Origin of the sequence: Pseudomonas sp. NBRC 111138, assembly GCF_001320835.1 — a bacterium.
Taxonomy (GTDB): Bacteria; Pseudomonadota; Gammaproteobacteria; order Pseudomonadales; family Pseudomonadaceae; genus Aquipseudomonas; species Aquipseudomonas paracarnis.
The window spans coordinates 1-12,666 of record NZ_BCBO01000096.1 but is presented as its reverse complement, the minus strand read 5'-3'; the positions used below and the strand labels follow the sequence as shown (position 1 = coordinate 12,666).

Annotated in this window: 13 protein-coding genes and 1 pseudogene; 8 read left to right on the top strand and 6 right to left on the bottom strand. The window is 54.3% G+C overall.

Annotation, left to right across the window (positions count from 1 at the left end; genetic code table 11):
- Window positions 1-10 precede the first annotated feature (10 nt).
- On the bottom strand, window positions 11-3,220 hold the full coding sequence (locus APH41_RS18310) for a helicase-related protein (protein WP_054920531.1): 3,210 nt from the start codon (window positions 3,218-3,220) through the stop codon (window positions 11-13).
- Between the two features lie 17 nt (window positions 3,221-3,237).
- On the bottom strand, window positions 3,238-3,477 hold the full coding sequence (locus APH41_RS18305) for a helix-turn-helix domain-containing protein (RefSeq protein WP_371262628.1): 240 nt from the start codon (window positions 3,475-3,477) through the stop codon (window positions 3,238-3,240).
- 143 nt (window positions 3,478-3,620) lie between these two features.
- Here APH41_RS18305 and APH41_RS28320 point away from each other — a divergent pair.
- The 6 genes and pseudogenes from APH41_RS28320 to APH41_RS29455 all read left to right on the top strand — a co-directional run.
- A pseudogene (locus tag APH41_RS28320) lies at window positions 3,621-4,078 on the top strand (transposase); the annotation flags it as partial.
- Between the two features lie 402 nt (window positions 4,079-4,480).
- Window positions 4,481-4,753 carry a hypothetical protein gene (locus APH41_RS18295; RefSeq protein WP_177333578.1) on the top strand — a complete coding sequence of 91 codons (273 nt, stop codon included), beginning with the start codon at window positions 4,481-4,483 and terminating at the stop codon, window positions 4,751-4,753.
- A 96-nt stretch (window positions 4,754-4,849) separates the two neighbouring features.
- A complete protein-coding gene (locus APH41_RS18290) occupies window positions 4,850-5,818 on the top strand; it encodes a DUF932 domain-containing protein (protein WP_054920524.1) in 969 nt (322 codons plus the stop codon).
- 72 nt (window positions 5,819-5,890) lie between these two features.
- Window positions 5,891-6,895: a YqaJ viral recombinase family protein gene (locus APH41_RS18285; RefSeq protein ID WP_082430468.1), complete on the top strand. Its 1,005-nt coding sequence runs from the start codon at window positions 5,891-5,893 to the stop codon at window positions 6,893-6,895.
- An 88-nt stretch (window positions 6,896-6,983) separates the two neighbouring features.
- Complete coding sequence (locus APH41_RS18280) at window positions 6,984-7,877, top strand: hypothetical protein (protein WP_054920520.1); 894 nt, start codon at window positions 6,984-6,986, stop codon at window positions 7,875-7,877.
- Window positions 7,878-7,933: 56 nt separating this feature from the next.
- Window positions 7,934-8,068, top strand: a complete 135-nt coding sequence (locus APH41_RS29455; protein WP_256220331.1) for a hypothetical protein — start codon at window positions 7,934-7,936, stop codon at window positions 8,066-8,068.
- Window positions 8,069-8,296: 228 nt separating this feature from the next.
- On the opposite strand, the gene APH41_RS28315 is transcribed toward APH41_RS29455, so the two are convergent.
- Window positions 8,297-8,542, bottom strand: coding sequence for a helix-turn-helix domain-containing protein (locus APH41_RS28315; protein WP_082430467.1), 246 nt, complete (start codon window positions 8,540-8,542; stop codon window positions 8,297-8,299).
- A gap of 198 nt (window positions 8,543-8,740) precedes the next feature.
- Here APH41_RS28315 and APH41_RS18275 point away from each other — a divergent pair, with 198 nt between their 5' ends.
- Window positions 8,741-9,094, top strand: coding sequence for a hypothetical protein (locus APH41_RS18275; RefSeq protein WP_054920652.1), 354 nt, complete (start codon window positions 8,741-8,743; stop codon window positions 9,092-9,094).
- Window positions 9,095-9,144: 50 nt separating this feature from the next.
- Window positions 9,145-9,933, top strand: coding sequence for a hypothetical protein (locus APH41_RS18270; RefSeq protein WP_054920518.1), 789 nt, complete (start codon window positions 9,145-9,147; stop codon window positions 9,931-9,933).
- A gap of 201 nt (window positions 9,934-10,134) precedes the next feature.
- On the opposite strand, the gene APH41_RS18265 is transcribed toward APH41_RS18270, so the two are convergent.
- The 3 genes from APH41_RS18265 to APH41_RS18255 all read right to left on the bottom strand — a co-directional run.
- Entirely contained in the window at window positions 10,135-10,833 is a 699-nt protein-coding gene (locus tag APH41_RS18265) for an inovirus Gp2 family protein (protein ID WP_054920516.1), read from the bottom strand.
- A gap of 434 nt (window positions 10,834-11,267) precedes the next feature.
- The gene (locus tag APH41_RS18260) at window positions 11,268-11,495 is read right to left on the bottom strand and encodes an AlpA family transcriptional regulator (protein WP_054920514.1); all 228 of its coding nucleotides are present in this window, start codon (window positions 11,493-11,495) and stop codon (window positions 11,268-11,270) included.
- A gap of 57 nt (window positions 11,496-11,552) precedes the next feature.
- Window positions 11,553-12,666: hypothetical protein (locus tag APH41_RS18255; protein WP_054920511.1), on the bottom strand; the 1,114-nt coding region annotated here is incomplete at its 5' end.

Genomic DNA, 12,666 nt, shown 5'->3' with positions numbered 1-12,666 from the left:
TTCCTTTGCCTTACGGAGCGTCCGTGATGATGAGGTAGGTTACAACTGCAAAATCCTCAATGCCCTGGCTGCTGGTAGCGGTCAGTACCGTACCGCCTCTAGTAAAGAGGCTTTGTACGCCCTTCTCCTCGCTCTTGCCTGCAATGCTATCTACCGCGACTGCCAGCAGCTGCTGGTACTGTTCCATGTCGGAACCATTCCTTGTACGGTCGTTTACCTGCCCAGCAGCCTCCCTATCAATGGATGTTGCTGAGAGCCCCTGTTTCTTCAGGAGGTCGAGAACCTTCTTGCTTTGCGTGAAGTTGAGCTCGACAACAGCTTCATCCGAGACATAAACCAAGAAATATGGTGCCAAGGGGTAGTTTTCATCCACCTGGACGGCCCGATGACCATCCCTGATGCTCTTCAAGCAGAATATTACGCCGGGCTTGAGGCCATCCGCTTTGAGATTGGCATCTATGGTAACGGCGGCATAAAGGCCGTGAGGAGCCTGTGCCAGCTTGTGCAAGCCCTTCTTCATGTAGCCTGAAAGATCCATGCGAAAGTCGTTCAGGGTTAAGTCCGTAATGGAGACGCCGCCCGCCATGTCTTCCAGATCGACCACGGCATCTTTGAGCTGCTGAAGCTGCGTGCGGCGATACTCCAGGTCGTTCATTTCCTGGGCGTTGGCGTCAATGACGTTTTCCTCTCCAGTAGCCGAGACGTCCAGAAGCATCATGCGGCCTGCCACCCTGGCTTCAAGATTGATGTACTCGTCTAGCTCCATATTTGGCCAGAAGTTTATGAGCTGAATTTTGGTGTTTTTCGAGCCCAGGCGGTCAACGCGGCCAAAACGCTGGATGATCCGTACAGGGTTCCAGTGAATATCGTAGTTGATGAGCGTGTCGCAGTCCTGAAGGTTTTGCCCCTCGCTGATGCAATCGGTGGCAATCAGTAGGTCAATCTCAGCCTTGGCGTCGGGATCGATCTTTCCGCGCTCTTTCGATACAGGAGAGAAAGCCGTCAGGAGATTGTTCAGATCCGAGCCCGCTCCGGCCAGGGTCGTCTTGTTGGTGCCACCACCCGTGATGAGGGCGCTGTGGATTCCGAGCTCGTCCTGCGCCCAGCCGACAAGTTTGGCATAGAGATATTTCGCGGTATCGGCAAAGGCCGTGAAGACGATGACCTTCTTGTTTCCGGGGTTGAGAGGCTCCCGGACTTTTTTGGCAATGACCTCTTTAAGCTTTTCCAGCTTGGCATCGCGATGTTCGTCCACGGCTTGCGCGGATTCGACGATAGTGGTCAAGAAAATCCTGTCCGCCTCAAGCTCCTGCCTGAACCGGATGAGATCCATATCCTGGAGGAGGACGCGTGTTTTGTTGCCGATCATGAAGGGCTCAAGCTCAGGCGAATCCATTTCAAAATCGTGAATATCCTCGATATTCAAGGCTTCAATATCGCCGCTTTCATGGGCGTCAATCTTCCGTAACAACACTTCCACTTGTGCGAGAAGCTTTTGCGAGGTCAGCGTGAAAGAGTTGATTGAGCTTTCCATGCGCTTGAGCAGGTTTACCCGCATCAGGTGGATCAGGCTCTCCTCCCGGTCAACCTGTTTGAACATGCCCTTGCCGTCGCCAACAGCGTTGTCATAGCGACGGGCGTACTCATCCTTCTTATCGTTCCGGACGAATTTCATGGGCGAGTAGCCCGCCAGTGAAAGCCTGCGGATCGTCTTGTTTACTTCCTTCAGCGGCGGAAATTCGTGCGTTGAATCGAGATCGGCATAGATGTTCTGTGGTGGCAGTCGCACAGGGAACTCGCCGATATCTGCCGTGCCGTAGTATTTCTGAATATGCTTGCGGGAACGCGCAATGGTGACGATATCGAGCAGTTTGAAATAGTCGAAGCTCATCGTATCCAGCAAGGATGCCACACTGCGGTTTTCAGGCGGCTGCTTGACCCACTGGTTGAACTGCTTCTGCGCCAGGCGCAACGTGCTTTCCACATTCTTGATGCCGACATCGATAAAGGCATCGTCGCGCCCCTCGGTGATGAAGGCGACCTGATTTTTCAGGTCGTTCATGCGGTTGTTCACTGGCGTGGCGGAGAGCATCAGCACTCTGGTTTTCACGCCTGATTGGATGATGTCCTCCATCAGGCGGCTATAGCGGTTTTTGGTGCCTTTGGTGGGATTGTTGTTGCGGAAGTTATGCGACTCATCGATGACGATGAGGTCGTAATTTCCCCAGTTCAGGGTTTCGAGATTGATCTCGCCGGAACTGCCTTTCGTACGAGACAGGTCGGTATGGTTCAGGACGTCATAATTGAAGCGATCCTGCGCAAGAAGGTTGCGCTTGTCGTTGACGGTATAGATCGTCCAGTTATCCCGAAGCTTCTTCGGACACAGCACTAGCACACGGTCATTGCGCAGCTCGTAGTACTTGATAACGGCCAACGCTTCAAAGGTCTTACCCAGACCGACGCTGTCGGCGATGATGCAGCCGTTGTGCTTCTCCAGCTTGTCGATAGCACCCAGCACGCCGTCCTTTTGGAACTTGTAAAGCTTGTTCCAGACAAGGGTGTCCTTGAACCCAGTCTTTGTCTTAATAATGCTGTCTTCGTCGATATCATCGAGGAAGTCTTTAAAAATGTTGTAGAGCGTCAGGAAATAAATGAAGTCGCCCGGCTGGTCGGCGGCAATGAACTCCAGTTTCTCAAGGAGCTCGTCCTTGATGTCTCGGGCTTTAGGGGCATCTGCCCAGACAGAGTTAAACCAGGACAGTAGCTGCTTGGTCGTTTCTGGCTCGTTGATGCCGGTATTCATCAGCGGGGTATCGGACTGCACCTCTCCCAGCCCGGTGGGGGTGAAGGCAGAGCTGCCGTGAACGGCAAAACTGCCCTGGCTGCCGTCTTCAACAAGGAACATATTCTGGGCCGCGTTGGCTGACCGGACCTCGGCCTTGCTGGCGAGCCATTTGGCGCATTCCCTGGCGATGCGCTTCTGGTCGAGCTGGTTCACGAGACGCAGGTCGGCATCCAACCCGATGAGCGCCTGAAGAGATATGCTGTCCCAGCCAGACAGCAGCAATCTTGCGCCATCGATGCGGGAGAGCTCTTTCCTTAGGGCAGAAAAGCCGTAGATGGTGAACAGGCCTGAAAGCACGGATAGCTTCGACCCTGCGGCGAGGTTTTCACGCAGCGAGTTTCCTACATGGCCGTTATTTCTGTTGTCCAGTAACAAAGCTTGTCCACTCCAATTCAAATGCGACTTTTGGTCGTTTGCAGATCAATCCAGTCTTCGATGGAAACCTTTCGGAACCGCCAACTGCCCCCTACCTTGAAGCCCGGAATTTTTCCTTCAGCAGCAAGGCGGTAGGCCGTCTTTTCCGCGAGTTTGAGGTACTCGGCCACTTCCTTAAGGGTCATTATCTCTTCAGGCATATCATGCACCCTGTCTTGAAGAGTGAGAGAATAGGGGAAAATCAGGGGGTCAGCCAACTAAGAATGTCCAGCTCTTAAGCTAGGCATTACAGCCTACTGAACCTACATCCATGACTGTCATCTCCATTAGACTTTGGTTGAATCACCCCGGGTTTCGTAGACACCTCTTTGCCTTAAACTGAGGCCAATCAGGAGGTGCCATGAGCAACCCACGTTATCCCGAAGAATTCAAAATCCAAGCGGTCAATCAAGTGACCGAAAAGAAGCTGCCTGTCGCTGATGTGGCGGCGCGTCTTGGCGTGTCGACGCATAGCCTCTATGCCTGGATAAAGCGCTACAGCAAACCTCAGACAGAACGGCAGCAAGACGACGATCAGCACGCGGAACTGCGGCGTCTGCGAGCCGAACTCAAGCGGGTCACCGAAGAGCGAGACATCTTAAAAAAGGCCGCCGCGTACTTTGCCAAGGAGTGCGGTTGAAGTACGCCTTTATCAAGCAGCGAGCGGGCGACTATTCCATTCGACGGCTTTGCCTGACGCTGAAAGTCCATCCCAGTGGTTATTACGCTTGGTTGTCTGAGCCGCAATCTGCACGCGCTAAAGACGATCAGCGATTACTGGGTTTGATTAGGCATTCGTGGCTGGAAAGCGGCGGCGTTCTGCGCACCCGACTGGGCTAGATACGCATAAGCCATCAATGGTCGCTCATAATCCAGCTTCATTCTGCCTGCCTCAGTTTTTTATTACTTCCTTGCAAAATCACCTTAAACGCACAAGCAGCAGCAAAACACTCAGTCTGAGTGAAGTAGGTCTATAAGAAGCCGATTGAGCGGGCTTCATGAGATTTTTAGAGGCACAACGCCACTACAATTGCATCATTGCAACATCAAACGATCACAAAATATTTACGTTGAGAGCGAGCGGTTTGCGACAGCGCTATCCAATTCAAAAAAATCTCAGTCCTACATAACTGCTATGACACTATCACCAAGAAGGTTCGCTCTATGTCATTGCAGTGCCCTCGCTGTCATTCCCCCAAAGTTGCCTCTTTCCATCACGCTATGAAAATCGGGGCAGCCATCGGCACCGTGGGCGGTGCCGCCCGTGGCGTCAGCGCAGCTCTAGCAGGTGGTCAGGCTGGTGCGCTCATCGGCGCTATCGCTGGACCTGTCGGTATCACACTCGGTTCGGTATCGGGTGCCATCCTCGGTGGCTTGGCCGGCGGAGTTGGCGGTTGTGCGCTGGGCGCACAACTGGGTGAGTCGCTCGATCGCCACGTCCTGGCCCACAACCTCTGCTTGCTATGTGGCCACCGCTTCAACCTGCCGGCCTGATCTGGCAGGACCACACCTTTTCTATCCATATCGTCCGGACGGTGCTGCGCTCTGCGCGGCGCTTTATGCCGGCATGCACCTAAAGGAATCACAACCATGGCTCATTTCGTCGAAACTATGGCCTACGCAGGCGCAACTCCCTGGCATGGCCTGGGTAATCAGCTCACGCAGAAACAACCCATCGAAATCTGGCAACGCGAAGCTGGGATGGACTGGGCAATCCAAGAAAGCCCCGTTCACTTCAAAGCCGATACTGTCGGCCATCTCGGCAGCATCCACTCCTTCCCCGAGCAAAAGGTGCTCTACCGTTCGGACACCAAAGCACCGCTGTCGGTGGTTTCCCAGCGCTACCACACCGTGCAGCCTCGGGAAGTTTTGGAGTTTTATCGTGACCTCACCGAGGTCTCCGGTTACGAGCTAGAGACTGCGGGGGTACTCAAAGGCGGGCGCAAGTTCTGGGCACTGGCGCGCACCGGACAAGGCGCTGCCCTGAAAGGAAACGATCAGGTCAACGGCTACCTGCTGCTAGCCACGTCCTGCGATGGCACCCTGGCCACTACGGCAACACCCACCACCGTGCGCGTGGTATGCAACAACACTTTGACGATAGCCCTGGACGGTTCATCTCGTGCAATCAAGGTGCCGCACAATACCCGCTTCGATGCGAAGGCAGTGAAGAAGCAACTCGGCATAGCCGTCTCCGGTTGGGACGAGTTCATGTACCGCATGCGCCATCTCGCTGAACGCAAGGTCCAGTGGCATGAGGCTCTTGGATATTTCATGTCGGTGTTGTGTGAGGTCAATCCGAGCAATCAACTACCGGAGCAACTACCCAACGAACGCGCCCTGCGCAAGGTGCAAGAGCTGTATGAAGGCCGTGGTCGGGGCAGCCAGCTCGAGTCGGCACGCGGCACCGCCTGGGGCTTGCTCAATGCGGTGACGGAGTACGTCGATCATGAGCGCCGCGCACGTAGCAATGAGTACCGCATGGACTCGGCGTGGTTTGGTCAGGGTGCGCAGATCAAGCAACGCGCCCTGGATGCAGCCCTGCGTCTCGCAGCTTAACCCTTCTCGTCAATCGCCACGCCCGGTCAGCCTTGTGCTGGTCGGGCGTATTTATGCCTGCAGGTGAACACGATGAAAGCAACCTCATTGAATAGTAGTCCTCCTAAGCCCCGCCCTGCCCTTCGCCTGATCAGCACTAAAGAGCTGCCGCGTGAGGACTGGCTCGCAGTGCGTAAACAAGGCATCGGTAGCTCCGATGCAAGCGCTGCGGTTGGGCTCAACCCGTACAAGTCGCAGTTGGAACTATGGCTTGAAAAGACTGGTCGCGATGCAACGTTACCGAAGATAAATCCTCATGATGAAGAAAGCCCAGCCTATTGGGGCAATGTGCTGGAGCCCATTGTCGCTTGGCACTACAGCAAGCTCACAAAGAACAAGGTGCGACGGATCAACGCCGTGCTGCAGCATCCGAGTCCCGATTTGCCCTGGATGCTCGCCAACATCGACCGCGAGGTAATTGGCGCAGATGACGTGCAGATCCTCGAATGCAAAACCGCCGGCATAAATGGGGCACGCCTTTGGAAGGACGGCGTCCCCGAGTATGTGCAGCTTCAAGTGATGCACCAGCTCGCCGTCACTGGCAAGCAAGCCGCGGATGTGGCGGTACTGCTGGGCGGTCAGCACCTGGAAATCCATCGCATCGAGCGTGACGAGCAAATGATCGCTCGCCTGATCGAACTGGAGCGCAAGTTCTGGACCTACGTGGAAACCGATACCCCGCCACCGGCCGACGGTAGCGCATCGGCTGAAGCAGCTTTGCGCTGCTTGTACCCAGAAGACAACGGCCAGACCGTCGACTTCAGCAGTCGCGCCGGTTTAGCAGCGGCCTACCTGGAACTCAAGGCCGTTCGCCAGTCCATCGGCGAGAAGGAAACGCGCGAGGCCCAGCTCAAGCAGATACTGCTGCAGGCCATGGGCGAGGCCACCCGAGCGGAGTTTTCCAGCGGTTACATCAGCTGGAAGAAATCCAAGGACAGCACCGTGCTTGATGTCGAACGCCTACTGCAAGAGAAACCTTACCTGCAGGTCCGCTACGCCAAAACCAAGGAAGGCAGTCGCCGCTTCCTGATCAACTGACTCAGCTATTCCTCACTTCCCTCCCCTTGGCCAGTCCACGCAGTTCGCGCTGCGTGGCTGGCCTTTTTTCATTTCCAGGAGAACCATCATGTTGAAAGGCTTAGCCCTGACACCGCCCGTGCTCGGACGAATCTCCATCGGCAAAGTCGTTGAGAAAAACGGTAAACGCCTGCCGGAGAAAGATGATCAGTTCACCATCACATCCCAGGTGCAAAGTAGGGATGGCTGGCTGCTACACCCACTCAACGACGAACTGCGCCAGAGTAAGGAAGACAAGCTGCGCAATATTCCTATACGCCTATTGTTCAACAAACCGGAGCTGAATTTCCGGGCCGACTACACCCTGTTCGACCGGCAGTCCGGGCGACCGTTGTGCGTGGGCAATGGTGAAACCTGCAAGCGCACTACCCAGGACGGCATACAGTCTCTGCCCTGCCCTTCGCCCGATGCCTGCCCACTGGCCAAAGGCGGTGCCTGCAAACCTTACGGACGACTGAATGTGATCATCGGTGATGAGGATTCGTTGGGTAGCTTTGTGTTCCGCACCACCGGATTCAACAGCATCCGCACCCTGGCCGCTCGACTGCATTACTTCCAGGCCATCTCAGGTAATCGGCTGGCTTGCCTGCCACTGGAGCTGCGCCTGCGAGGTAAATCCACCAGGCAAAGCCACGGCACGCCGATCTTCTACGTCGATCTTACGGTACGTAATGGTATGGATATGACCGAAGCGCTGCAAAAGGCGAGCGAGCTCGATACACAGAGACAAGCAGCAGGTTTTGACCAAACGGCACTGGATAACGCGGCTAGTAGGGGTTTCGGCAACGGAGCCTTCGAAGATTGCGAGGAGGACAGTCACATCGTGATCGAGGAGTTCTTCGCAAACTCGGAGCCCGCGAGCAACTCTAGCCAGGGTGAATCGCCGCCAGTTCCCAACACTCTGGGGGGCAAGCTGGAAACTCTCGCCTCGCAGGCTCGATGAATCAAACCTGTTTGTACTGAGTACATCAGCCAGGCAGAAGCTCTTGGAGATCCGCTATGACCCTACTGAGGTTCCTGCTCTGCTTGTTCATATTCGTCGGCGCGCTTGCCGCCGCCGGGGTGCTAGTGCTGAATATTCTGCTCATGCTGCGCTTTCCACCGCTGTTACTGGCCCTGGTGCTGGCCTGCTGAATCCTGAGTCGCTTGCTCAGACTAATTTCCGCCAGTCGGGGCAAACCCACCTGAAATATTCCAAGTAACCGTCAGCGGCCATGCACATGGCCGCTTTTACCAGGAGCATGAATCATGCTTCGATACTGCTTGATCTGCGAATCCAAGACCATCCTGAGCAAAGCAACCGCCCCCAACAAACATTAAACAGAGTGTCCACTCATGAGGTTCTAAACTCTATTGACGAAATCATAAGCCTGCCTCGAAAAGCAAATCTGACGGCTTACATTTCAACGCAGTAGCAATTCGGAGAATGTTCAAAAAAGTAACATTTCTCTCCCCCCGCTCAATTTTCCCCATGTGGGAACGATCAATCCCAGCAGCATCTGCCAAGGCTTCTTGCGACAGCGTATGCCGTAGTCGCCGCACACGCACTACCGCACCAAGCGCTACCAGGTCACCGTCTTTATCGTGGTTTGCAGAGATTCTTGCCATGGCGAAAATCGTCGCGTTATGATGCTTCGACAACCACGGTATTTACGACCCATTTTCGCACCTCTGTGACATTGAGCAGACCCAACAGAAGGCCTTCCCCCTGACATGAAGGACCTCTCAAACCGACACTCACCTCAAAAGATTGATATTCGACTTCTTCTCCAATCCACCACCTCATGCAGGGAGCTCAGAAAAACCATGATCGTCGTAACAGGTCTGAATGAAGCGCAGATTGAAGGTCTCGTGAAAAGTAAAGCGTCCTTCGAGATCCATGGTCTCAGGGGCAATTTCATGACAGGTATCAAACTGGTTGAAACCAAGATTGAAAGCCAGGGGCTGAAGTGTCGAGTCAAAAGCGATGTGAAAAGTGCAGTGGTACAAGGCGGTGCACTCGGCGCCGTATTCACCGTCCTGACAACACCTGCAACATTGACCATAGCGACATTAACGGCTGCAGCAGGCGTAGGTCATACGCTCGTTACGTACAATCCCGACTACGAAATCATCAAGGACTACGTCAACAAGCGGCTCAAGGTTGTTTACAAGAAATAGCAGCTTTGCTCAGCCCTCTCGTCAAACCCGTCATATGTAAGAAATAAACCATGAAACGTATCCTCAGCATCCTTCTTCTCGCGTCCTGTGCTCACGCCAAAGCTGAAATCTCCGCGTACCAAGGTACAGCGGCTTTCTTTCCCGACGAGAAATCGACCCACAACCTCCCGGAAGCGATTCCATGCGTCACCCGCCCAGCAGCGACGGGTCAACCAATGCTCTTTTGTACCTGGCTCAGCGGCACGCGGTACGTGGACCTCTGGGATGCTCAACGCCAGCAGAACGCCAGCGTCACCAATAAAGTCAATGGCATGTGCCAGCGTGGAAATTGTCGAATCCAGGGTGCAGAGGTAGGTAACTGGAAAGAGGACACTCCGTTTCAGCTCTCCATCTGGTATCGCATAGGCAGTAGCTCTGATGGCAAGCCAGTCGCCTACCGCATCGACGCCACCCGTCAAGTTTCATACGCGGAAGCGGGCAGCCTACTGATGAAGTTCTACTTAGATGCAGGTGTCCCGGACAATGAGCTGGTTTCGACTTTCGATAAGCGTTACATCGGTGGTTGGGCAGCGTGGAATCAGGAGAAGGGCGGAGCTGCATCAGCAGCAGCGAAGACTTCTTCTACTCCCCAATCCGGTCGGCCAGAAGTCAAAACCGCCTGGTGCAATCCGCGTATGGATGATGACTGTTACATCAACAGCAAAAAAGTCCCTATTGCAGAACTGGGTAAGTACCTGCCTTCGGTGAGTGAATCGAATGCCGACCAGCTAGGCGGCCACTGTGAAACCATCCTCTGCTTCGACAAAGATGACCAGCCGATGGGCTATCTGTTGCAATAACAATCCTGAGCATTGCCGGACCACTGAAAGCGCTGTCGGCTTGGGAAGCCTGACAATAAGGGGCATTCGCCCCTTATTGGCTTCACTTCAGCATTTATTTTTTGACCAACTTTATAATTGCGTAACCCAACCAGTGCACACTCTGTCCATCATCAGTTCGAATAACTGTCGCACCCTGCAGAACACGCCCTAGTCGCGATGTCATCCTCGGCTAGTGTCGAAGCCTCGCTGGCGATCCCTGTAAGACTTCGTAGCCGCCTTGCACAGGTAGCTGGCACGACAGAAAAGCGCTGGCAGTTCATCTTCACCACCACGGACATACCGATCGATTCGGTATTCAGCACTCTCTGGAATATGCACCAACCCTCTTACCTGGTTGACTGACATCCCCATCGCACCAGCCCAGGCCTCCTCCATGCGACTGATCATGTTCGCCCTCTCTGAACCGAGCCGCCCCATCGTGTAGTAAGCATCTCGATTCAAGAGGATCAGCACGTGGTAGTGCTGTTTGCCCCCCTGACCGACCTCCCTCGACCAGACGTAGCGAACCTTGCAGTCACGAGCGTACTGATTGCGCTCACGTACCTTTTCCTGGTGGTACTGGATCTTCCTCCTGAAGGACTCGAAGAATTTGCTGATGACCTGATTCGTATTGGCGTAGTCAGGCAGATCAATCCCCCGGGGCAGTCTGAGATCCGCTCTGAATGCCAACACCCTCGGATACTGGGCTATGGCCAACTCGATGGTTTCCTTGAGACTGGACAGATATTCCCGGATGAAAGGCCCCTTTTCGATCATCACGGGCAGGCCTTCAAAGGTGTCGTCGTAGTGCAAGTGGAGATTGGTGTTGTCGGGATGACGAAGCGGTTGGCAGCTGGTGTTGTCAGGATTGCGAATCATGGTTATGACGCCTCAGTTGGTGAGTTTCATAACCTGAGCCTGTTGTTTATTTTTTTACCGTTACTTCGTACCTGCCTCCTGCCCTCTTCAGGATGCGCTTGTCGATGCTGCAATGAATCTGCCCACGAACCCTACGGGTAGTAAGTATCAGTAAAAGCATACTACCCGCACCGAGAATGACTCTCTCGGCCACACCGGGATTGTGGGAGGAGTTTTCAAAGTTACATGGTGAATTTCTTCAGGGCGTCTACTCCGGAGATAAACCATCGATCTGCGGCCTTGATAGCCATCAACCCGAATTCCGACCTCCCAACGATCCGAGCAATAAGGAGCAGCATTACTCGGTCTGCTGGGGACGTCCGATGAGGAGTGCTGCCCTATCCAGCATAAGCGCCATGACCGGCTTCCACCGGTCATGGCGCACAGGGTCGATTTTAGCTGGCCATACTCAAGCGGCCAGACCGAACTGAAACGGTCTCAGCCATATCCCGCTCCTCGATCCGTGCCAAGATCCAATCGTGTATTTCGCTCTCAACCCAGCCGACGCAGCGCTCGCCGAGTGATACCGGTTTAGGGAAGGTACCTTCCGCGATGTATTTGTAGACGGTCGACCGGGCAAGGCCTGTCGAATCGATGACTTCTTTTAAGCGAATGATCCTCATGAACGGGGCTCCTCTTATTCGTTCAGAGGATTGGCAGGAGCGATAAAAAATAACCGCCTAGACGGCTGTTGCTCGTGACGGTGTGAGCAATCCAGCCTTCATTCTAAGCTCCGCAGGGCAAAGTGCTTCCGTAGTGATTTCCGTCGTTTCAACGTGTTCGCCCGCTTCCCGCAGTAGCCTGCCACCGCTACCGGCGCCATCAATCAACATCCCCAAACTGGCATACCCCAGCCGCAAATCACTGGGTAGCAGTCTGAAATTCAGACTTGACCAGGCAAGCCCATCAATTTGTGAAAAGCGCCCCTTGCACGCACGCGCAAACTGAATAGTCATTCCCCATAAAAAATCTATGACCTCAACCTCGTCGATGAGACTCCCATCCTTAACATCCCTCATCGGTGTGCGAAAAAATGCGCTGATGCGATCTCGGAGACCAAGGGCAAAGTCAGACCTAGCCACACCTACCTGCTCCCAGTGCTTTGTAAGTAGTTCTGTCACGCAACCACTCAAAAAAAACTCAAGCTGCTCAATCGCGTGCTTGGGCGCACGCCTAAAAAGGCGGAGAACTGAGCCGGGCGTGAGAAGTTCGGACAATGAGGGCCTATGTCTAACAGCAGAGCTCCGCCAGCGTTCAAGATCAAACCACACGGCCCCCAAATACCGTACAACATCAGCCCCCTCGTCCACACTCTCATGCACGACGAAGCCGAGTATGTCCGCACCCAAGGTGATTTGCCGATGGTTCAAGTTAAGGACATAACTGCTTTTGAGTTTTTCAGCAAAAATGGGGCTGGCGACTCCAGGCACGTGCCGTCGAATAAATCCCATTTCAATGAGTTTCTTAATTCGCTGTTTAAGGCTTGTCTGCTCAAGACCGGCGAGCCGGCATAGCTCTACATTCCCGAATGAATTAACAACACCAAAACGGTCTGCATGAGCGAATAGCATTGCAAGAAGAAGCCGATTGGATCGACTGAGCAATGAAGTGCGATTCGGCACGCTCCTCTTCTGCCCCACCCGAGCGAGCTTCGCCGGTACCCCATGAATCTCCACGTCAGGTCCTGTGGCGTGAATGTAAGGTCCCGTGATCAGGCGCTCGACCAGCCCCGGGTAAGGTGCAGCAGCGCGGGGAGGTGTGATGACGCTCGCTAACTGGAGTTGCATAGCCACG